Origin of the sequence: Acinetobacter sp. P1(2025), from assembly GCF_051390655.1 — a bacterium.
GTDB lineage: Bacteria > Pseudomonadota > Gammaproteobacteria > Pseudomonadales > Moraxellaceae > Acinetobacter > Acinetobacter junii.
Window position 1 is genome coordinate 15036 of the sequence record NZ_JBPKBJ010000013.1, and the last position, 22276, is coordinate 37311.

Genomic DNA, 22276 nt, shown 5'->3' on the forward strand with positions numbered 1-22276 from the left:
ACAGTTTAAAAATGGCTCTCGTCTCTTGCCTTGAGACGAGCGAAATTACAGCTATAGGCAGTCATTGTATCGCATCCTAAAAATCGACCCCTAGGATGTACGACCAAAGCTGTAACTGATGATGAGATATGAGGGAATAAAATGGATACTCAACATTCTGCACTGAATACACGCAAACAGCAAGCAACGCCACGTGGTGTCGGTGTGATGTGTCAGTGGTATGCAGAAAAAGCTGAAAATGCAACCATTTGGGACAAGGAAGGCAAGCAATATATCGATTTTGCGGGTGGTATTGCAGTACTCAATACAGGCCATCGTCATCCGAAAGTGATCGCGGCTGTCACAGAGCAACTGACTAAATTTACCCATACGGCTTATCAAGTGACACCTTATGAAAGTTATGTTGCTTTGGCTGAACGCATTAATCAGCGCGCGCCGATCGCAGGTGCAGCGAAAACAGCATTTTTCACTACAGGTGCAGAAGCAGTTGAAAATGCAGTGAAGATTGCACGTTCATATACAGGTCGTCACGGCATCATTACTTTTGGTAATGGTTTCCATGGTCGCTCATTTATGACTATGGCAATGACAGGTAAAACAGCACCATATAAACGTGACTTTGGTGTGATGCCAGCAGGTGTATTCCATGCGCGTTATCCTGTGCCAGAAAAAGGTATTTCAGTTGCAGCAGCGATTGAAAGTGTTGAAGATATTTTTAGCGAAGATATTGCCCCACATGACGTCGCGGCAATTGTGCTTGAACCTGTACAAGGTGAAGGCGGTTTCAACGTTGTACCTACAGAATTCTTAAAACGCTTACGTGCTTTGTGTGATAAGCACGGTATTTTATTGGTCGCTGATGAAGTGCAATCTGGTTTTGCGCGCACAGGCAAATTATTTGCCATGAATCATTATGAAACCAAAGCAGATTTGATCACGATGGCGAAAAGCTTGGGTGGTGGTTTCCCAATCTCAGGTGTAGTGGGACGTGCCGAAGTGATGGATGCACCAAACCCAGGCGGTTTGGGTGGCACCTATGCAGGTAGCCCAATCGCGGTTGCTGCTGCTCATGCGGTGATTGATGCAATCGAAGAAGAAAACTTATGTGATCGTGCCAATGAGCTAGGTACAGAGTTGGTTACTGTTTTAAAAGAAATTCAAGAAACTTCAGGCGATGTTGTTACACAAATTCGTGCTTTGGGTTCAATGGTCGCTGCCGAGCTAGAAACAGCTGAACAAGCAAAAGCAGTACAAAGTTATGCAATGGAACATGGTTTATTGATTCTCACTTGTGGTAAATACGGTAATGTTATTCGTTTCCTATATCCGTTAACCATTCCTGCTGAGCAATTCCGTCAAGGTCTCGATATTTTAAAACAAGGTTTTGCAGCATTAACAGCAGACAGTGCACAAGCAGTGGAGCAATCTGCATGATTCAAAACAATTTGCAGTATTTATTACAGCACCCCGATATTTCATTAGCTGCACCTACGGCTCATAACGATATCGAAGTGAAAGATGCTGCGACAGGTGAAACATTGGCATGGGTGAAAAGTTATGACCGTGCTGGTGTTGAAGCTGCGATTCAGCGTTCAGCCCAAGCCCAAGCTGCATGGAAAAAGCAAACTGCTTTAGTTCGTGCCGATGTGCTTTTGGCATGGTATCAGTTGATGCTTGAGCATAAAGAAAATCTTGCACAGATTTTAACTGCCGAACAAGGTAAACCGTTGGCTGAAGCCCGTGGTGAAATTGGTTATGCCGCTTCATTCATCCGTTGGTTTGCTGAGCAAGCTCGTCGTATTGATGGTGAAGTGTTAACGCCAACATTGCCAAATCAACGTTTACTTGTCATTAAACAAGCTATCGGGGTGACTGCTGCGATAACGCCGTGGAATTTCCCTGCGGCGATGATCACACGTAAAGCTGCACCAGCAATTGCGGCGGGTTGTTCGATGTTGGTCAAACCTGCTGAACAAACACCTTTGACTGCATATGCACTGGAAGTGTTGGCTCTCAAAGCAGGTTTGCCTGCCGATATCTTGTTAAATATCAGTGGTGATGCGATTGAAGTTGGCAAAACACTGTGCGAGAGCGATATTGTACGTAAGTTGAGCTTTACAGGTTCAACCCAAGTGGGGCGCATTTTAATGCAGCAATGTGCGCCGACGATTAAGAAGCTATCGCTCGAATTGGGTGGTAATGCACCTGTGTTGGTGTTTGATGATGCTAATCTCGATCAAGCCGTTCAGGGCATTATGGCGAGCAAATATCGCAATAGTGGTCAGACTTGCGTATGTGCGAATCGAATTTATGTACAAGATGGTATCTACGATGCTTTGGCGGATCGGTTAGTTGAAGCTGTGGCTAAGCTACAAGTCGGTGATGGTCGTCAGGAAACATCAACGCAAGGTCCATTGATTGATGAAGATGCGATTGCCAAAGTCCAGTCACATATTGCTGATGCGACTGCAAAAGGCGCGACAATACGTATTGGTGGTCAGCGTTCAGCACTCGGTGGCACTTTCTTTGAACCGACGGTACTCACCAACGTCACTCAAGACATGAAAGTATCTAAAGAAGAGACCTTTGGTCCACTGGCGCCGTTATTCCGTTTTAAAACTGAAGACGAAGCCGTAGCCATGGCAAATGATACGGAATTTGGTTTGGCAGCTTATGTGTTTACTCAAAGTGCAGCTCGTCAATGGCGTGTTGGTGAGGCACTTGAATATGGCATGGTTGGAATTAACACGGGAGCAATTTCAAATGAAGTTGCGCCATTTGGTGGAGTTAAACAATCAGGCTTAGGTCGTGAAGGTTCAAAATTCGGCATTGAGGAATATCTCGAAATGAAATACCTCTGTGTGGATTTATCTGAGTAAATCTTGGATAACTGAACACTCAAACGTGTTCGATAAAACGGTCATGCCCATTCATGACCGTTTTTTTTGATTAAGCTGAAAGATAACCTTTGTGGCTCTCAGGCAAACGTCTTAAATGTTCAATCAAGGTTTCGATCAGGCGTTCGACGACAAGGCGTTGTCCTTTTCGAGATACATAAACCAATTGCAAGGTGCCAATATTAGATTTCCATTCAGGCATCAAATGAATCAGTTTACCTTTGCGAATGTCGGACTCCACAGTTAAAAATGGTAGGTCAGCAATACCTAAACCATCTGCTACTGCATAATACACACCGGCCAAATCATTACTTTTGATTCGCGGTTGATAGGGAACATCCATCGTTTCCCCTGTGCGAGTATTGCAAAAATGCCAAATATAATTTGCTTTTTGGGTGCCTAAGCTAATGCTTGGATAATCTTTAAGATCTGAAAAATGGTTGATGCTGCGATCTTGGAGTAACTCTGGGGAAGCAACTAGACAATGATCTGTTTTAATGACATCTCGAACAATTAAATTAGAATCTTCATTTGGTTCAAAATTGGTTCGAATCGCTAGATCAATATCATCATGTAAAATATCCACTCGTCGACTGGTGAGCTCAAGTGATATTTCTACTTTAGGATAGGTTTTTAAAAATTGATTGAGGATTTTGCGAATTTGAAAATGCATCATTAACGGCGGACAGCTAATTTTAACTAAGCCTTGTGGTTCGCTTTTTTGTTTGAGTAAGACATTTTCCGCACATTCAACTTGAGTGATGACTTTACAACACTCTTCATAAAATTCTTGCCCTAATTCGGTCACTTTAAAATGTCGAGTTGTACGCTGAATGAGGCTGACATTAAATTTATTTTCTAGGTCAATGATACGACGGCTGAGCTTTGATTTGCTGATATTTTCTGCTTCACTTGCAGCACTAAACCCACCATGTTTTACCACTAGATAGAAATAATAATAATCATCAAATGAGTTCATCAAGGCAGATCAAATCCTATAACTATTCAGTTGAGAATAGCATGAACTATTCTCAACTGATGGAGCAGGTCAATTATTTTTGATTAGTGTTTTGATTATAGCTGTTGATCAAATTACGATAATCTGGAATGTGGTTTGAGAATAATGTTCCCAATCCTTCAATATCATTACGCCAGTCACGATGTAACTCACACGCCATACCAAACCATGTCATTAATTGAGCACCCGCTTTAGACATACGATCCCATGCTGCATCACGAGTCAACTCATTAAACGTACCTGAGGCATCGGTAATGACAAAAACTTCAAATTCTTCAGCAAGTGCTGATAGTGCTGGGAAAGCCACACAAACTTCAGTCACAACACCCGCAATAATCAGTTGTTTTTTACCAGTTGCTTTAACCGCTTTAACGAAGTCTTCATTGTCCCATGCATTAATCTGACCTGGACGCGCAATATAAGGCGCATCGGGGAACATTTCTTTAAGTTCAGGAACGAGGGGGCCGTTTGGACCATTTTCAAAACTTGTTGTTAGGATTGTTGGTAAATTAAAATATTTCGCAGCATCTGCAAGTGCCAACACATTATTTTTAAATTTGTCAGGATCGATATCGCGGACTAATGACAATAAGCCTGTTTGATGATCGACCAATAACACAGCCGCATTATTCTTATCTAAACGAATATAGTCTTGGCTCATGATTTTATCCTCAAGTTGTTTTAGGTTGATTTTGAAAGAAAGGCTTCGATTGAAGCTTGAAATTAAAATTATGCTATTGGAAATTTTCTAGGTTCAGAAGTCTGAAAAATGAGACAAACAATACTATAAATAGGATTATTTAAGTCTCATCCTAATTTATACCCTGTGACCAAGTTATTTGTCCTATTTATGAAATAATGTGTTGCTGTCCTGTGCCTATAAGTCTGTCTCTGTGAGGCGTAGAATAATCATCAAGATCGCAACTTCTACACTTTAGGAGTAAAAAGATGAAAACGATTACAGGTATTTATCAAAATAAACATATGCATTGGGTGGGTGATGGTTTCCCAGTGTACAACTTATTTTCTTATGATCGCTTAGGGCAAACAATCAGTCCTTTTTTACTGTTGGACTACGCAGCACCTTATCGCTTTGAACCAACTACAGCTCAGCATGGCGTGGGTACACATCCACACCGTGGATTCGAAACTGTAACAATAGCTTATCAGGGTGAAGTGACACACAAAGACTCAGCAGGTGGCGGCGGTACGATCAAAACTGGTGATGTACAGTGGATGACTGCTGGCGGTGGAATTCTGCATCAAGAGTTTCATTCTCCTGAGTTTGCCCAGCAAGGTGGTTTGTTTGAAATGGTGCAACTATGGGTCAATTTACCTGCACACTCAAAAATGACACCTGCAAAGTATCAAGCGATTGAATCTAGCAAGATTCAGAAAATCGCATTAGATGATGTGGGCAGCGAGTTACGTGTGATTGCGGGCGAATACCAAGACCTTGCAGGTGCAGCAACAACATTTAGTCCAGTCAATGTTTGGGATGGTCAATTGATCGAAGGTCAAAGCCATACATTCTATGTGCCTGAAGGACACACCACATTATTTGTGCTTTTGTCAGGTCAGGTTGTATTGAGTAATCAAACCATTGATTCTCCAAGTTTAGTCGTGTTAAGCCGTGAAGAGATTGATTTTGCCGTTCAAGCAACTCAGAACAGTAAATTCTTGATCTTAACTGGCCAACCATTGAATGAACCAATCGAAGGGTATGGTCCATTTGTAATGAACAATAAAGCGGAAATCGTTGATGCAATTAATGATTTTAATCGTGGTAAGTTTGGAATAATGAATTAAGTTTAACCAAACATTGATTCATATAAGAAAGCCCATAACTCCTTTGAAGTTATGGGCTTTCGGCTGTAAGGTTCCTCTATTGATTATTTTAATGTTATGTCACTTATAATTATGCAGTTTATTATGTGACTCAGTTTTAATTGTTGTGTAATCAGAATAGCCCCATTTTTGTGACTTGCAAAGGGGGATCAGCGTGAAAAATGGAAAAATAAAGAACGATCTGTATATTTTTATTATTCATTTAACAATAAAATTAATTTATTCATAAGCTTACGATTAAAAAATCAGCTGTGCTAAAATGTAACAATACATGAAGACATTATTACGACAAAAGTATGGCTTAAATGCTGAATCTGGTATTTTTTAATACGGCATTTGGGTTAACTATCAGTCATAATCAAGAAAAATCATCAACTGATGGGACAAAAATTTTGGATATTGCAATTATTGGCAGTGGAATGGCAGGACTCGCTGCCGCCAGAATCCTACATGATGCAGGGCACAAAGTAACCATATTCGAAGCACTCGCTGGACGAGGTATGGATAGCCACAGTATCGAATTCGATGGTGGTATTATTGATGCACCCTTACGCGTGATGAATCCTAAACTTTGGAAGAATACCTTAAGTTTAGCCAGTCACTTAGGAATAGAAACATTTCCAGTGCGCACGTTTATGGCGTGTAGTTGGTTGTTTGAAGACAAAACAGACACATGGTTGACCACTTCGCGCAGTCGAATTGGTAACTTTCCGATTATTAATAACCGCAAAGGCATTCAGCAATATGGCTGGCGTCTCGTAAAAGGGATGTTGCAACTCAAAACTGCGGTTAATCAATTTTTCAAATCAGAAAATCAAGACATCACCTTAGCTGAATTCATGAATCAATATCATATTGAAGAAGTATTTTGGCATGGTACGGTGATGCCAGTATTGTACACCATTTGTACATGTCACCCTAAAACCATTGGTGAATGGCCAGCTAAACCATTACTTGAATTTGTACGTCAATTGACGGAAGGCGAAGCACTACTTCGAATGAAAGGTGGAACACCTGCTTTGGTGAATCGTTTAATCGAAGGGATTGAGATTCATAGTGGTGCGCCCGTTCAGAAGGTTGAAGAGCACGGCGATAAAGTATTGGTCGACAATGGACAAGGTGAAAGTAAAGCTTTTGACCGTGTTGTGATTGCAACGCCGACACCTGTGATTGAGAATTTCTTAAAGCAACCTCAATTTGCTGATGACATCGACATATTGAAAAAGTTCAGATTTGAAGATGGTGATTTGGTGATTCATACCGATCCTGTCGTCATGCCAGCACGTCGTAAAGATTGGGCTGTATTGAGCTATATGATGGATCGTAAATTTACCCGCCAACAATTTACAGTTTGGATTAATGCAGTTGAACCATCTCTGGTTGGAAAAAATGCAGTGTTTCAAACTTGGTGTCCAGTGATTGATATCGATCCAAAGAAAATTATTTCTAAGGTTAAATTGACACGAGCAGTGGTTGATTTAGAAACTGTTGCTTTGAATAAAGAGATTCAACAACGTCATCTACAACAGAATCGTAAGGTCTTTTATTGTGGTTCTTGGTCATGTGATGGCTTGCCAATTTTAGAATCAGCAGTGACTTCTGCGATGCATATTGCAGAAATTTTGGGTGCCCCAGTTCCATTTGTTGGACTCAAGCCACAAGTTAAAGTTGCACCTGAACTCGGTTACTAAATATGAATCGCTTCAAGCAAGCATGGATTGAAAGTCTGATCGGGCATAAATATGCCATAGATGCAAAACGACTTGGTGATGAATCTACGCTTGCTTGGAGTAATTTAGGATATTGGCAACAGCAACAGGATTATCCCTTAGCATGTCAAACGCTAGCAGATCAAATCGCTGAGGCAGTTCAGCTTAAAGGTTCCGATCGTGTTTTAGATCTCGGATGTGGGCAAGGTGCAAGTTTATTGCATTGGTTTGAGCGGTATCATGTTCGTCAACTCAGTGCTGTAGAGTTGCAAACTGAATGTGTCAAACGAATTCAACATGAGTTACCGCAGGTTGAAATTTATTGCCAATCCTTTTTAGATTTACAGCAACCCGTTACTTTGAATTCATTTGATGTGGTGCTGTGTTTGGACGCAGTTTATCACAGTGATTTGAATTCATTTCTTCGATCAGCATCATCAGTTTTAAATTCAAAAGGACGAATTGCTTTTCATTATTTAATGTGGTCTGACCGTTGGCAAAACTGTTCTCAACTCCAAAAGCAACAATACCGTTATTTATTAAAGGCTGCGGATGTTAATGATTTAAACCTCCAAACAGAGTCACAATTGCGTCTAGCTTTGTTGGAAAATGGTTTAGATGACATCATGATCCAAGATTTTTCAGAACCCGTTTTAAATGGTTTTTCAAATTTTATAAAAAATAAAACCAGCATAAAAAAACAGTTTGATTTTGCTCAACTTAAGATTGAGATGACTGCCAAGTTGTGTGCAAAGCTCTACCATGATGGATTGGTGCGGTATATTCAGGTCAGTGCAGTCAAAAAGTGAAAATAATATGCCAGTCTTATATTCAGGATCATGCTTATGTGGTGCGGTCAGTTATCAAGCTAGTGTAGAGCCACATTATCAATTTAATTGTCATTGTCGAGATTGTCAGAAAGCAACAGGTGCTGCATATGCGCCGATCGCATTTTTTCATCAATCAGAACTCAATATTCAGGGTGAACTTCATTATTTTGAATCATTTGGTGCATCTGGGAAGCCAATTCGACGTGCATTTTGCCCGACATGCGGCTCGCAAATGTTTGGGTTACCAGAAATAGTACCAGATATGATTTCGATTCGTGCAGGAACTTTGGATGATCCAAGTTTGTATCAACCGCAAGCAGAAATTTTTGTGAGTCATGCAAATCAGTGGGATATGTTAAATCCAGAGCTTTTGCATTTTGAGAAAATGATGAGGAAGAAAAAGTAGAAAATGGTGCCGGCACACGGATTCGAACTGTGGACCTACTGATTACAAGTCAGTTGCTCTACCAACTGAGCTATGCCGGCAACGTGGCGAGAATTATAGATAATCCGTAGAAAAAAACAAGCGAAAAAATGAGCAAATAATTCGAATTATCCCCACTAAAACTTTTTATATCAAATTTTGATCAATTTCTGCTTGTTTGAAAGTGAGAAGTATAGGAAGAGCTGCTAAAACTGCAAAAGTACTTGCTCCGATTCAGAACTATATGAGTGGGATACCCTAGAAAATATTTATAAATATTAGGAGTGACACTTTATGCCATAACACGAGAAATGTGGTTTTTTTGTGTCAAAAATTAAAACTAAATATATAACAAATATATAAAAAATTATTTTTTCATTGAAATTTTTTTGCTTTCTATGTATTGATATGAATTAAGCATTTCTGCATTTAAATTAGGGATAGTTCATGATTGATGTGCAATATTCCGAAAATGTCTCAATTCTTCAATTATCTGATGCTGCTTTTGTATTGAAGATCAATGATGCGAAGGTATATCACTTTTTATTGACACACTGTGAGCGAGAATTGGGCTGGGGGAAAATGATTCAAACATCTCAATCATTTTTAAATGGTGAGATTGAATATCAAATTAATCTTGCGGAAATGGATGTTGAACACTTTGGGCGAGAGTTTTTTATGTTAGAGCCTGAGTTATTGGACAACATCTCGAAAAATTAAAGCTTCAGATATGACTGATTTGTTGAAGTATCAATATTTATCCTGAATAAAAAGACACACTTTTTGTTTTTGCCATCTCATCCCCAAGAGGTGGCTTTTTTTATGTTTGTTTTGCGACTTGATTTACTCTGAATCGTCTGGCGATTTGTATAAAAAATTAAGGAATAAAATTTATATGAATGACTCTATCTCAATTCGTATCGCAACGATTTTAGGATTCAATAGGATATATTGGAAAACATAAGGCAATAAAAAAGCCTAAATCCTTTAGATTTAAGCCCTTAAGACTCTATGAGACATCATAGAAAGTAAATTTGGCGGTGAGAGAGGGATTCTATTTTTCGATCAAACTATTGATATTTAATTTTTTTGTTTTAGGTTTGTTGAAAAAATCCCACAATCGTCCCGTCCCCCCGCAAAATGTTTGTTGGTTTTCATCATTAGTTATGAGAAGTAAGAGTTTTAAAATCTGGAATGCACTTGAGGCAAGCACAAAAAAGAATTAGTGACGTAAATTGTCACAAATAGACAGAACTGTATGGACATAAGGACGTGATACTTTGTAGAATGCACTAAATTTAAGCGTAAGCCTATAACAAGATGTTGAACAATATATTTCAAGCCTTAGACAGTTTAGGGCTTACAGCACAAAAACGTGCTTTGCATATTTTATTTTCAAATCCTGATTTAAACACACAAGTGTTTTTGCAACGTATCGATGGTCAACATCAAATCAACGAAGGTGTAAGAGCCGAATTAATTTGCCTATCGACCCATGCAGCGATTCCATTAAAACAATTTATAGGCTGTCAGGTTGCAGTGGATCAAGTGACAGATACGGGAACGCTTTTTAGAACAACAGGTATTATTACTGAAGCCCAACAAGGGCAATCCGATGGAAGCCTGACCTTATACAAACTGGTATTACAAGACCCTACAGCACTTTGGCATAAACGAAGAAATAGTCGTGTGTTTATGAATAAAAGTGTAATAGAAGTGTTTGAAGTCATTTTTAAAGAGTGGCAACAACGTAGTCCATTATTTGCGTCCAGTCTTAAACTTGATTTAAGTGGTTTAACCCAAGACTATGATGTCCGACCATTTATCATGAGTCAAAATGAAACGGACTATGACTTTATTACACGCTTACTCAGAAGCGAAGGCATGAATTGGTTGATTGATGAAGACCAACTTATTGTGCCAAATAATCAAATTCCAATCCAAGCACAAAAGCTCCGCTTGATTGATGATAACAGCCAGTATCATGCCTTAGCTCGGAGAAACATTCGTTATCACCGTAGCAGTGCCACCGAACAATACGACAGTATGACCAGTCTGATTGGACAGAGAAGCCTACAGCCCACCGCAGTATACATCCAACGTTGGCAAGCTGATGCTTTAGAGCAAGTGGATGGGGCAGGCAGCGTGCAAAGTACGCACCAACACAGTGAAAGTTATGATAACAATAGTCTTAGCCTAGAAGACGCATGGCACTTTACCCCTGCATGGATGCAAGACTTGAATGGAGCCGATGGGGCTACTGCATCAGGCAATCCACAAATAGAAAAACTCAATCAAAACTTAAGTCATTACCATGACAGCCAAGCCAAACAGTTCATTGCCAACACCACTGTAAGAGATAGCCAAGTCGGTTATTGGTTTAAACTGATTGAACATCCAGAAATAGATCAACATACTGGCGTAGACCAAGAGTTTTTGATTACGGCTAAAAGCTATTACAACCAGAACAACCTACCTAAGGATTTACAACAACAAGTTCATTCGCTGATCAGCCAAAGCCAATGGAAGCAGCCTAATCTTCAAACTGAAGAACGCCAAGCCAATCAACTGATTTTACAACGCCGCAATATCCCTATTGTTCCTGAATACAACCCTCAGCAACATCGACCAACAACCTCACCACAACGCGCTAAAGTTGTTGGGCCAAGTGATGAGGAAATTTATGTCGATGAATGGGGCAGGATAAAAGTTAGATTCCTATTCACAAGAAATGAAGATCATGAGCATGATGGTGGTGCGGGTAGCAATGACAACGATACCGATTCAGCATGGATTGATGTTCTAGCCCCGTGGGCAGGAGAAGGCTATGGCGCACGCTTCCTACCACGTATTGGCGAAATCGTAGTAATAGACTTCTTTGATGGCAACATTGATCGTCCATTTGTCACAGGGCGGATTCATGAGGCGTATCGTAACCCAACCAAATTTGACAATGTGGGCAAGTTACCTGATACCAAGAAGCTGGCAGGGATTAAATCCAAAGAAGTTCAAGGGGAAGGTTTTAACCAACTCCGCTTTGATGACACCACTGGACAGATCAGCGCGCAGTTGCAAAGTAGCCATGCTGTGAGTCAACTCAATCTCGGCAAACTCAGCCATCCAAAAGCCCAAGCTGAAAGTGAAGATCGAGGAGAAGGCTTTGAACTGCGTACTGATCAATGGGGTGCTGTACGTGCTGGACAAGGTTTATTGCTCACTACCCATTCCCAAGAACAAGCACAGGGTGATCACCTTGATGCACAGCCTGCCAAACAACAGCTTGAAAGCAATCAAGCTAATGCTAAAGCTTTAAGTGAAGTTGCCAAGAATCAGAAAACTGATGAAATTGAATCTTTAGATCAATTGAAAGAATTTGCAGATCAGATACAAGAGAAGATCGCAAAATTTGAAAAAGCCTTATTGCTGTTGAATTCACCTGCGGGGATCGGTCTAAGCACCAATCAAGATATTCATCTCTCTGCGGATGGGCAGATCAATCAAATTGCTGGAGATAGCATTAACCTGAGTACACAAAAGAATCTGGTTACCCATGTCCAGAATAGAATCAGCTTGTTTGCTGCACAGAATGGCATCAAACAGGTGGCTGCCAAAGGTAAATTTGAAGTGCATGCCCAGTCGGATGGGATGGACTTGCTTGCTAAACAAGGAGTTCAAATCATTTCTACAGAAGATCGGATAGAGATTAGTAGTCCTAAGGAGATTGTGATTACTGCTGGAGGCTCACAACTTAAACTGAATGGTTCAGGTATTTTTCCTACTACGGGTGGTAAGTTTGAGGTGAAGGCAGGGCAGCATTTATTTAAGGGTGGGGCGAAAGTTCCTATGGATATCCCTCTAATGCCAAATGAAATCAGAAAACAACTATTACTACAATATCATGATCAAGAACCTGTCCAAGGTGCTAACTTCACCATAAGGTATAACAATGGACAGCAATATTCTGGGATTGTGAATAATAAAGGAATCGCAGATATTACAGATGCTCCCGAAGGTGAAGGAATAATTATTTTTGGTGAAGATCAAAGACCATATCAAGTTGTTGCGGTAGCAGATGAAAACCCAGAATATAAAGCGGTCTGGGCAATTGATGATTTTGAGGCATCATATCAGCAAGCACTAGAGGAAAAGAATAAATGAATAGTGCAGAAAAAAAAATCGCCGTTATTGAAATTGGTAATGATATCTGGAATAGAGCGAAAAAAGCGGGAAATCAAATAGCTGATGGTGCTAAACAAGTTAAAGATGGTGTGGTTAGTGGTGGAAAATGGATTGGTGGAGCTCTACAAGGTGAGTTTAACGATAAAGCAACGGTAGGTCAGATTTTTACTGATGCTGCAATAAGTATGTTTCCAGTTGCTGGTGAAGTAACGGCAGCGCGTGATTTAGTCGCATTGTTATTAAAGATGGCTGATGATAAGAAACAGGCTTCAGAAGTAATTAATTGGGTCAAAATCATTTTATGTTTATTACCTATTATTCCGATTTTTGGCGGTATTTTAAAAGGTGTTGGTCGTCTCTTAATCACAGTAATGAAAGATGCAACTAGAGTTGCTGAAGTTGCTGCTGCGATACTCGCTTTTTTAAGAAAAATGGGCTATGGAAACTCAGTTGCGTTTATTCAAAAACTTAATTTTGCACAGTATCAAGCTAAAATTTTAGCTGAATTTAAGAATGGCCTCTCACGTATGAAGGGTGGCTTTACTTTCATTAATCAAAAAATGGGTAAGGCATTACCTGAAAGTGTCAGAATTTATGTAAATTCAATGGGACCAAAATTGGATGAGCTAGGACATCTTGCGGACAAGATGATTCCTTCTGCTGTCAAAGAGTTAGATCAAGCCTTAAATAAAGTTCGTTCTGAAGTGATCCGTCAAATGAATGAAGCGGGGGCAAAGATTGGTGGTACTCAAACCAAAGTCATGACAACCGAAGCCCGTTTAAGTTCAACTGCTTCTAAGGTGATTGCAAGTAAGGGACATACGCCTGCACCTTTGAGTCATTATAAACATAAAGAAGGTTGGCCTGACTTGAGAAGCTTTAGAAAAGAAGATGAAACTACAAAGAAAATAATTTTTCCGGATATCCACTCTTTTAGTAGTAAAGCACCTATTCAACCTAAACTATTGAAAGCAGGATCAAAAGTTCCTTTATTTAGGGTGGTAGAGCAAGTAAATCCTGGAAAATCTGGTGGTTATTGGGCAGAAAAAATGTCTGAAAATGGTAAGGCTTGGCGGTTGGACTGTGCTGTAAAAGGTGCATGGAGTACTAATGGGGCATATGTGGTATTAGACCATGTTCCCACTGTTGCTGAAATGAGAAAACTAGGTATAACTGTACCTGATAATTGGGATGGTTTACGTGTGTGGCGTGGAAAGATTGCAGAACAGTTTGATAATGAGAATAGTTTAGAAAGAGGACATCAGGCCACTAATTTATTATTGCCAGGTGGAGATATTCAAATTTTTATTAATTTTAGAGATCCTCATCATACCCCTGTTAAAGAATATATTGATAAAATGATTAAGGAAAAAGCAACAGGTTGGACAGATGCTAAAATTCCTAGTGATGTGGAAACAATGGTTGAATATCTGGAAAAGCGTGAACGATCTGCAAAAATTGTCCAGCAAGGACAAATATTACGAGGAATTTCATCAACTACACGTTCAAGTATTGAATATCAATAACAGAAACAATCACAAAATGAGAAACGTTAATCAATGATAAATTCTAAAATAATGTTACCACTGCAAGAACAAGAAGCACGAGCTAAGGCATTTTATTTAATTAAGAAGTACACGAGCTATACGTTTTTGGATTATGCTAGGAAACTGAATCAGCAATTTTTAGATGCATTTGAGAGGCAGTTAAGAAACCCTTCTTTAGAGTTTTTACAAAGTAAAGATGTTGAATATTTGCAAAAGCAGCATGAAGGTCAATACGTTTATTTTTTGGAGAAAATGGCAAGGCAAGAACAAGGTTTATCATTACTAAAAAATAGTAAGCATAAATCAGAAGCATATGAATTATGTATTGCTGATTTTAAGGGGAGATTATTTGGTCGTTATGCTGATGAAATTGGGTTGGATAATGATCCATTTTATCAATTAATGGGGTTAGGACATGAATACTCAGGTAATTTATTTTTAAAAAATGATCACATTGATTATATCAGAGATGTCTTGATCGCCTCAGAAATGGTATCTATTTTAATTATAACTATATCAGGAGAGGATTCAAAATATTTTATTCCAGAAGAAGATAGGTTATTTGAAAAATGGACATATGAAACGCTTTTCTACAAGCCACTTTTAAATGGCTTTCAATGGCCTTTACATCGCTTTTATCCGCAATCTATCTTTGACTGTCCACCATTCAATGTAAACTCTATAGGCGAAATAGCTACAGGTGAAGAAGTAAAAATTACAGGTATTTATGAGCCATGGTTGCCAATTAATGGAAAAGTAGGATGTCCTAACTATTTTCTTGAAGGTACTATAGCAACAGATTATCAACTAGAAAGCACTGATGAGTGGGTTGATGTTAAGTGGCGTTTAATTTGGGAAGATAATCGTTATTTAGATGGAACAATTCCAGAAGAAGAGAAAGCTTATATCTTTGATATTGAGAGTATTGGTATCAAAGCTCATACTAACATAGACGCTACTGAGAAACTGAGTGTAAGTGCAGGTCAAGTTTGTCCTAAATCAGGTTATTGGTTTACAGTTGCACAAGAGAATTCTCGTCAATACTTTAAGGAAGGTGAAATTTTACCTGAGATCAAATCTGATTGGGGCGAAGTATATTGGCAATTCGATGGTGAGTAATGGTTATATTTATTAGATCAAATATATGAAAAATCCTATTACGTTTACTTCTGGATGCACTATTAGTGCCCATAGATTCTGTTTATCAGCAAATATTGATGAATTGGATACATGGGATTGCTTCAGTAAAACAATTATTTATAAACATTTAGAACAGCAAAACGGCTTTGTTGCATAAACATTCAAAAGCCGAATTTCCCCCAAGTCATTCAAATTTAACAGACGACTTGGGTATGTAGTCTACCTAATTCCGTAAATCGATTTAGCACTACCACACGTGCATGTATTTCATTGACTTGGCTTTGAAAATTCCGTGCACTCAGTTTATCTCCTAATAATTTGATGCAATGCATCTTGGTCTCCACCAAACTTCGACGATGATAACCCGACCATTTTTTCATATGGTTCTGCCTAAATGTTTAATCGTTTGAAGTAACTCGTTTCGTTCTACTGAACTGCTTTTAGAATCTTTCCAGGGCTTGGCATTCTTTCTAGGTGGAATCACCGCATGAGCTTGCCGATCGGCAATCACTTGTCGGCAGTATTTTGTGTCATAAGCCCCATCCGTATAGACCGAATCAATTCGCTCACTTTCAGGAATCTGCTTTAGTAAATCCTCCAGCACCTGTGAATCACTGACATTGTTTGTGGTGAGCTGAACAGCTCGTATTTGCAGCGTTTCGGCATCGATCCCAATATGCAGTTTTCGCGATTGGTGACGGTATTCAGGCTGATGTTTCTTACGCTTCCATTCACCTTCACCTAAGAATTTTAAACCCGTAGAGTCGACGAGTAAGTGTAAACCATAACGACTTTTGTGATAGAGAATCGCAATATAAATATACTTTTTTCTGCGACAGAGGGTCGAATAATCTGGTGCTGTCCAATTCAAGCCACAGAGTTTAATGAGGCTTTAAACAAAGCCCGTAACCATACGCAAAGAGAGCCGAAATAGAGATTTCATCATGAGGCAGCATTGAATTGCTGCATCGGAGTAAGTTTGATTTCGTCCTTGTTTACCTTTTAGCAGAGGTTTGTGCAAAAAGCCGTATAAGGCAATAAAAAAGCTTAAACCCTTTAGATTTAAGCTTTTAGGACTCTATGAGACATCATGAAAACTAAATTTGGCGGTGAGAGAGGGATTCGAACCCTCGAAACGCTATAAACGTTTACACACTTTCCAGGCGTGCTCCTTCAGCCACTCGGACACCTCACCAATGGGGTGCGATAGTAACTAAAAAAAAGCAGGCTGCCAAGTTATAGCGAAACAGATTTGCAGAAAAACTTCTTGTCTAATGATAATATTGCGTCAAGTCACGTTTTATATTGAAGACAATATATGCAAAGTACTGCAAAAAAAGCAGCGTTGCCCGCTACGGCACTAGCAGCACTAGGGGTAGTCTTTGGAGACATTGGAACAAGTCCACTGTATGCATTGAAAGAATCATTTCATGCTGCACATGGACTCGGGATTCAGCCTGAAAATGTATTGGGTATCCTGTCCATTATCTTCTGGTGTTTGATGCTCATTATTAGTATCAAATACATCGCTATTGTTATGCGAGCAGACAATAATGGTGAAGGTGGAATCATGGCTTTACTGGCCTTGAATTTGCGTAAAGCCAAAATATCAGATACTAAAAAAATTTACTTGATTGCAATTGGGTTTATTGGCGCATCACTCTTTTTTGGTGATGGCATCATCACTCCTGCAATTTCAGTCCTCTCCGCAGTGGAAGGCTTATCCATCGCAACAGATGTACTCGATCCTTTTATTGTACCGATCGCAATTGTGATCGTTACGACCTTGTTTTTGATGCAAAAACATGGAACAGCTTTTGTCGGGAAATTTTTTGGTCCAATTACCTTACTTTGGTTTTTGTCATTAGGTATTCTCGGAATTGTGAGTGTCATCCAGACACCTGTGGTTTTGGGTATGGTGAGTCCGCATTGGGCAATCCAATTTATTTTTACTCATCCTTTACAGTCCTTTTTCATTATGGGAGCTGTAGTCCTTACCGTGACAGGTGGTGAGGCTTTATATGCGGATATGGGACATTTCGGTCCTCGTCCAATTCGCTTTGGTTGGTTCACCGTCGTTTTACCATGCTTGGTGTTAAATTACGCGGGTCAAGGTGCATTGCTACTTCGTAACCCTGCTGCGATCGAAAACCCATTTTATTTATTGGTACCGAGTTGGGCCTTATATCCAATGATTATCTTGGCAACTATGGCAGCTGTGATCGCATCACAAGCGGTTATTTCAGGGGTTTTTTCACTTGCACGTCAGGCGATTCAATTGGGGTATTTGCCACGTTTAAGTATTAAACATACATCAGATTCAGAAGAAGGTCAGATTTATGTCCCATTCCTGAATTGGTTGCTTCTCGTCGCGATTGTAATTTTGATCTTAATCTTTAAGACCAGCTCAAACCTTGCAAGTGCTTATGGTTTAGCTGTGACCTTAACGATGTTATGTGACACCATTCTGGTTGCGATCTTTGTTTTCTATGCATGGAAATGGAGCCTACCTAAAGTATTGCTTTTAATTATTCCATTTTTCCTCTTGGAGTCGGTACTGGTTGCGGCTGCTTCATTAAAAATGTTCTCTGGTGGTTGGGTTCCTTTACTCATCGGCAGTATCGCGGTCATGATTCTAATGACTTGGAAGCGTGGTCGTGAGTTGACCTTTGCCAAATTGGAACACGATACTTTATCTTTGGATTTATTCGTCCGAAGTCTGGGGGATAATGTCCATCGTGTGCCTGGCGATGCAGTATTTTTGACAGGTACGCCTAATGTTGTACCTCATGCGATGTTGCATAATATTAAGCACAACAAAGTATTGCATGAGCGAAATATTCTAGTCACGGTTGTGATTGAAGATGTTCCTTTTGTTCCTCAAGAGGAGCGGGTGCAAGTCGAAACACTAAATGAGCATTTCTATCGCATTAAAATCTTCTATGGATTTAAAGATGAGCCAAATGTTCCACGTGCATTAATGCAAGCATATGAGCAATTAGAATTTGAATATGACTTGATGCAGATTAGTTTCTTCATTTCACGTGATCGTATCGTGCACAGTGTTGGTGATGGAATGTCTCCGTGGCGTGAACGATTATTTATCTCAATGCAACGGAATACCAGCCCTGTAAGTGATTTTTATCAAATTCCGACTAACCGTGTCGTCGAGTTAGGTAGTCAAATCGAAATTTAAGAACTGGTTTTAAAAAAGGCACGTTCGCGTGCCTTTTTTATTGTCTGCTGATCAATTGTACAGTTTTGCGACATAAATTGTCGTTCATGCTCGGAACGCAATATACATCAAGCTTTTGAGTTGTTAAGCTTCGCATTCTTAAAGGTTTTGATGTAGTCATGGCAAAGAAAACAACGAGAAAAGGTAAATCACAAACTACTTTTTTGAGCAAAAATACTGGAAAAGTGCTGCTCGCGTTGATCGCAACAGGAAGCTTTGCGATAGCCTTTGGTAGTGAAAAGATTTCTAAATTCATTCCATTACAATCAAGTAATGGAGCGTGTCTTAATCAGTTTTATCGTGAAGTTCCTCCATTGCTCAATAAGGAAAGCTTAACCAAACATAGCTATGCCTTATGTTTTAATGATTTTAATGTCATGTATTCAGGTGTTTCAAAAACGCCACTATGGTCAGCCGAGTATTTAAGCCCTGATCGATTAAGTATAAAAATTAAACGCGAAGATAATTTCCACGAAGAAACACGTGTACAAATGGCTCATCGAGCATTGTTATCGGACTATCGTGGTTCAGGATATGATCGTGGGCATATGGCACCCAATGCAGATATGAACAATACTGCTGCACAATATGATAGTTTTTCTTTAGCCAACATGGTGCCTCAAGCACCTAAAAACAATCAGGAAGTTTGGCGAAAACTTGAAGAGGCTGTCCGTGCAGTTGTGACCAAACATCATAAAGATGCATATGTTGTAACAGGTCCAGTTTTTGAAGGAAAACGACTCAAAACGATCGGTAGCGGTGTGATTGTCCCGACTGCGGTTTATAAAGCTGTGTACTTACCTAAACAAGGGATTATTGGGGTTTATTACGCACCAAATAATAATTCTGAACAGGTTGAGGTGGTGAGCGTTTGTTATCTAGAAGAAAAATTAGGGATTAATTTATTTCCACAACTGACTGAACAGCAAAAGCGCAATATTTATCATTTACCATTATCGGCTCAACAGGTAAAAGCCAATAAAGAGATCAGCTATTCACATTGGGATGGTCAAAGTCAATGTGCTGAAGAAGCGACTACAGAAGCGATACAGGCACAGCAAAAACAGTTTAGTTCGGGTCAAAGCCAAACTTCACAGAGTAGTCTTCCGCAAATTGATGAAGAAACCAAACAAGCTTTAATTAAACAATTGGTGGATGCACTTGTGCAGTATTTCTTACAATTGTTGCGATAATCGAATCGCTCTTGGCTGTAAATTGATTTAGATTCAGAATATAGCCCGACAATAATAAAGTGAGTAGAAAATGTTTAAACCATTTGAAACTGGAAATGAATCATCTTCGATTTATGATTTGACGCTTGAAAACCAAGTGGACTGCGTCAGTTTGTACGGTAATTTGCAGATTACAAAAGATCAAGTGGGATTAAAAGCAGCTAAAGCTTTACAGCAATTGATCAATGATGTGGTGACCGCTTTAGAAAAAGAGGAATTACCAGCACAGATCGAGCGAAAGCCAGAGCAGGAAATAGAGAATCCATTTTTATAATCCAATAAAAAAAACAGCCATATAGTGGCTGTTTTTTTTATTGAGTGATCATTTAATTTCGGGGTGTAGCAACCACTTTGTATATGAGAGCACCAATAACTGCACCTACAATTGGTGCAATCCAGAATAACCATAATTGACCAAGTGCCGCAGTTTCTGCAAAGAAAGCCACACCCGTACTACGCGCAGGATTCACGGATGTATTCGTCACAGGAATACTGATTAAATGAATTACGGTGAGGGTTAAACCAATTGCAATCGGTGCAAAACCTGCTGGAGCATTTTGATGAGTTGATAATAAAATAATAATTAAAAAGACGGCTGTTAGAACGACTTCAATTAAGAACGCTGAAGCTAGAGAAAAGTGATTTGGCGATAACTCTCCATAACCATTGGTTGCGAATCCACCTGTGCCTGCAAAGCCGGCTTGTCCTTGTACAATCATATAAAGAATCAGCGCTGCAAAAGTTGCACCCACAACCTGAGAAATAATATAGGGAGCGAGATCTTTGGCATCAAGACGACCACCCACCCATAAACCGACACTTACTGCAGGGTTAAAATGAGCGCCAGAAATATGTCCAAATGCATAAGCGCCTGTTAAGACAGTAAGGCCAAAAGCGAAAGCCACTCCTAGAAAACCAATTCCGAGTTCTGGAAATGCGGCGGCAAGTACGGCACTTCCACAACCACCAAACACTAACCAAAACGTTCCGAGAAATTCTGCTAAATATTTGTTCATTGTTATCACCAAATTAATTATAAGAATAAAAGCACCCATTGGATGGATGGTTAATTATTGTGCCTGTGAAATTAATGTGAATTTATAAGCATAGGTCACTGAATCTTGTATAAGGATTGTTTAATTAGTGATCAATTGTAAAATGGTGAGAACATTAAGCGTTTTTATAAAGAACTGTAAGTTGTGTTGTGTTTTCGCCATTGTTGAGGAGTTTGTCCTGTCCAAAGTTTAAAAGCACGTTGAAAAGCGCTTTGTTCTGAGTAGCAAAGTAATAAAGAGATTTCTTGCAAACTCAGGTGCGGATCTTTTAAGTATTCTGTAGCCAACATAAAGCGGACTTGTTGGACACGCTCCTGAAAGGTTGTGTTTTGCTGCTGTAAATGACGCTGTAATTGTCGTACAGAAAGTCCCAATTTCTCAGCGATAAAATCAATCTGATATTGATTCTTCTGTAAGCCCGTTAAAATTGCATGTTGTAAACGCTGATCTAATTGTGTTGAATTCGGTAGTTTATCTAATAGTGCCTGAGCTTGTTGCAATAACAATTGTTGCAGGGTGTGATCACCTGTTTTTAGTGGTTTGAATGCTTCAGTAATCGGGAGTAAGAGCTGAGTCTTAGGTTGATCAAAACGAACTTTGCAGTGGAAATACTGTTCATACACCGTGAGGTTTTTAGGTGCAGGATTCACAAAATGAACTTCGTGTAAATGGATCATTTCCCCTGACATAAACAGTTTAAGGAATTGCACCATCAGTGCTATTGCAATTTCGTCTGTCAGTTGAGTGGGGTGTAGTTCAGGTGCTTCCCAACGAATAGATGCATAGGGTTGATTAAATTCAACAATTAAAGGACTTCCATCATAAATAAGTCGATGAAAATCATGATAGCGTGCTAAAGCTTCACCAAGACTTTCACAAGATAAGGCTAAGTAAGCAATAATCCCTAAATGCTTAGGTTGGACGTATTCCGCAATTTCTAATCCTAAACCGATTTTTGGATGTAGTTGATTCAACTCTTCAAGTAGATCCCGCCAAATGACATAATCAAAGCGTTCAAGGTTTTGAATTTTTTGTAATTGTTCAGGTAAAGCTAGATTTTTAGCTTCACAATAAGTCGCCAGTAAATGCCCCAAGCCACCGTAAACTGATCCTGTATAATTCTTGAGTTGAGACATCCTGTCTGTTCCTCTTATTGTCGTGT

Annotated in this window: 17 protein-coding genes, 2 tRNA genes and 1 pseudogene; 13 read left to right on the forward strand and 7 right to left on the reverse strand. The window is 39.5% G+C overall.

Translation table 11 applies throughout. From position 1 onward, the window contains the following. The first annotated feature begins 141 nt into the window (after positions 1–141). Entirely contained in the window at positions 142–1434 is a 1293-nt protein-coding gene (gabT, locus tag ACSC97_RS05135) for a 4-aminobutyrate--2-oxoglutarate transaminase (protein ID WP_212638964.1), read from the forward strand. After that, a complete protein-coding gene (locus ACSC97_RS05140) occupies positions 1431–2879 on the forward strand; it encodes an NAD-dependent succinate-semialdehyde dehydrogenase (protein WP_436659597.1) in 1449 nt (482 codons plus the stop codon). Before gabT ends, ACSC97_RS05140 begins: the two co-directional genes overlap by 4 nt. 70 nt (positions 2880–2949) lie before the next feature. Here the strand turns inward: ACSC97_RS05140 and ACSC97_RS05145 are convergent, their stop codons facing one another. Together ACSC97_RS05145 and ycaC are read right to left on the reverse strand one after the other, a co-directional pair. Continuing rightward, on the reverse strand, positions 2950–3876 hold the full coding sequence (locus ACSC97_RS05145; RefSeq protein ID WP_436659633.1) for a LysR substrate-binding domain-containing protein: 927 nt from the start codon (positions 3874–3876) through the stop codon (positions 2950–2952). A 73-nt stretch (positions 3877–3949) separates the two neighbouring features. Then, positions 3950–4576, reverse strand: a complete 627-nt coding sequence (ycaC, locus tag ACSC97_RS05150) for an isochorismate family cysteine hydrolase YcaC (protein ID WP_004951392.1) — start codon at positions 4574–4576, stop codon at positions 3950–3952. Between the two features lie 287 nt (positions 4577–4863). On the opposite strand from ycaC, the gene ACSC97_RS05155 reads away from it, so the two are divergent. The 4 genes from ACSC97_RS05155 (at position 4864) to ACSC97_RS05170 (ending at position 8708) form a co-directional block, all read left to right on the forward strand. Then, complete coding sequence (locus tag ACSC97_RS05155; protein WP_346801687.1) at positions 4864–5724, forward strand: pirin family protein; 861 nt, start codon at positions 4864–4866, stop codon at positions 5722–5724. A gap of 431 nt (positions 5725–6155) precedes the next feature. Further along, positions 6156–7454 carry an FAD-dependent oxidoreductase gene (locus ACSC97_RS05160; RefSeq protein WP_035338523.1) on the forward strand — a complete coding sequence of 433 codons (1299 nt, stop codon included), beginning with the start codon at positions 6156–6158 and terminating at the stop codon, positions 7452–7454. Between the two features lie 2 nt (positions 7455–7456). Further along, positions 7457–8281: an SAM-dependent methyltransferase gene (locus ACSC97_RS05165; protein WP_436659600.1), complete on the forward strand. Its 825-nt coding sequence runs from the start codon at positions 7457–7459 to the stop codon at positions 8279–8281. A gap of 7 nt (positions 8282–8288) precedes the next feature. Then, entirely contained in the window at positions 8289–8708 is a 420-nt protein-coding gene (locus tag ACSC97_RS05170) for a GFA family protein (protein ID WP_005403371.1), read from the forward strand. A 4-nt stretch (positions 8709–8712) separates the two neighbouring features. On the opposite strand, the gene ACSC97_RS05175 is transcribed toward ACSC97_RS05170, so the two are convergent. After that, a tRNA-Thr gene (locus ACSC97_RS05175) sits at positions 8713–8788 on the reverse strand. A 385-nt stretch (positions 8789–9173) separates the two neighbouring features. Between ACSC97_RS05175 and ACSC97_RS05180 the strand changes: the two genes are divergently transcribed. The 4 genes from ACSC97_RS05180 (at position 9174) to ACSC97_RS05195 (ending at position 15571) form a co-directional block, all read left to right on the forward strand. Next, complete coding sequence (locus tag ACSC97_RS05180; protein ID WP_436659602.1) at positions 9174–9446, forward strand: hypothetical protein; 273 nt, start codon at positions 9174–9176, stop codon at positions 9444–9446. Between the two features lie 600 nt (positions 9447–10046). Continuing rightward, positions 10047–12884 (forward strand): type VI secretion system Vgr family protein, encoded by a 2838-nt coding sequence (locus ACSC97_RS05185; RefSeq protein WP_436659604.1) that lies wholly within the window; start codon positions 10047–10049, stop codon positions 12882–12884. After that, complete coding sequence (locus tag ACSC97_RS05190) at positions 12881–14431, forward strand: hypothetical protein (RefSeq protein ID WP_436659606.1); 1551 nt, start codon at positions 12881–12883, stop codon at positions 14429–14431. The genes ACSC97_RS05185 and ACSC97_RS05190 overlap by 4 nt, the downstream gene beginning before the upstream one ends. 33 nt (positions 14432–14464) lie before the next feature. Next, positions 14465–15571 (forward strand): Imm72 family immunity protein, encoded by a 1107-nt coding sequence (locus ACSC97_RS05195; protein ID WP_436659608.1) that lies wholly within the window; start codon positions 14465–14467, stop codon positions 15569–15571. 215 nt (positions 15572–15786) lie between these two features. Here ACSC97_RS05195 and ACSC97_RS05200 read toward each other — a convergent pair. Together ACSC97_RS05200 and ACSC97_RS05205 are read right to left on the reverse strand one after the other, a co-directional pair. Further along, positions 15787–16595 (reverse strand): annotated as a pseudogene (locus ACSC97_RS05200) (IS5 family transposase); the annotation flags it as partial. A 101-nt stretch (positions 16596–16696) separates the two neighbouring features. Further along, positions 16697–16787, reverse strand: a tRNA-Ser gene (locus ACSC97_RS05205). A 123-nt stretch (positions 16788–16910) separates the two neighbouring features. On the opposite strand from ACSC97_RS05205, the gene ACSC97_RS05210 reads away from it, so the two are divergent. From ACSC97_RS05210 to ACSC97_RS05220, 3 genes are all read left to right on the forward strand, one after another. Then, positions 16911–18788 (forward strand): potassium transporter Kup, encoded by a 1878-nt coding sequence (locus tag ACSC97_RS05210; protein WP_436659610.1) that lies wholly within the window; start codon positions 16911–16913, stop codon positions 18786–18788. A 158-nt stretch (positions 18789–18946) separates the two neighbouring features. After that, positions 18947–20020, forward strand: a complete 1074-nt coding sequence (locus tag ACSC97_RS05215) for a DNA/RNA non-specific endonuclease (protein WP_436659612.1) — start codon at positions 18947–18949, stop codon at positions 20018–20020. Between the two features lie 70 nt (positions 20021–20090). Continuing rightward, positions 20091–20333, forward strand: coding sequence for a hypothetical protein (locus ACSC97_RS05220; protein WP_004951422.1), 243 nt, complete (start codon positions 20091–20093; stop codon positions 20331–20333). Positions 20334–20385: 52 nt separating this feature from the next. Here the strand turns inward: ACSC97_RS05220 and aqpZ are convergent, their stop codons facing one another. Together aqpZ and ACSC97_RS05230 are read right to left on the reverse strand one after the other, a co-directional pair. Then, a complete protein-coding gene (gene aqpZ, locus ACSC97_RS05225) occupies positions 20386–21075 on the reverse strand; it encodes an aquaporin Z (protein ID WP_099947949.1) in 690 nt (229 codons plus the stop codon). Between the two features lie 164 nt (positions 21076–21239). After that, positions 21240–22250 carry an AraC family transcriptional regulator gene (locus tag ACSC97_RS05230; protein WP_004951429.1) on the reverse strand — a complete coding sequence of 337 codons (1011 nt, stop codon included), beginning with the start codon at positions 22248–22250 and terminating at the stop codon, positions 21240–21242. Between the last annotated feature and the right edge of the window lie 26 nt (positions 22251–22276).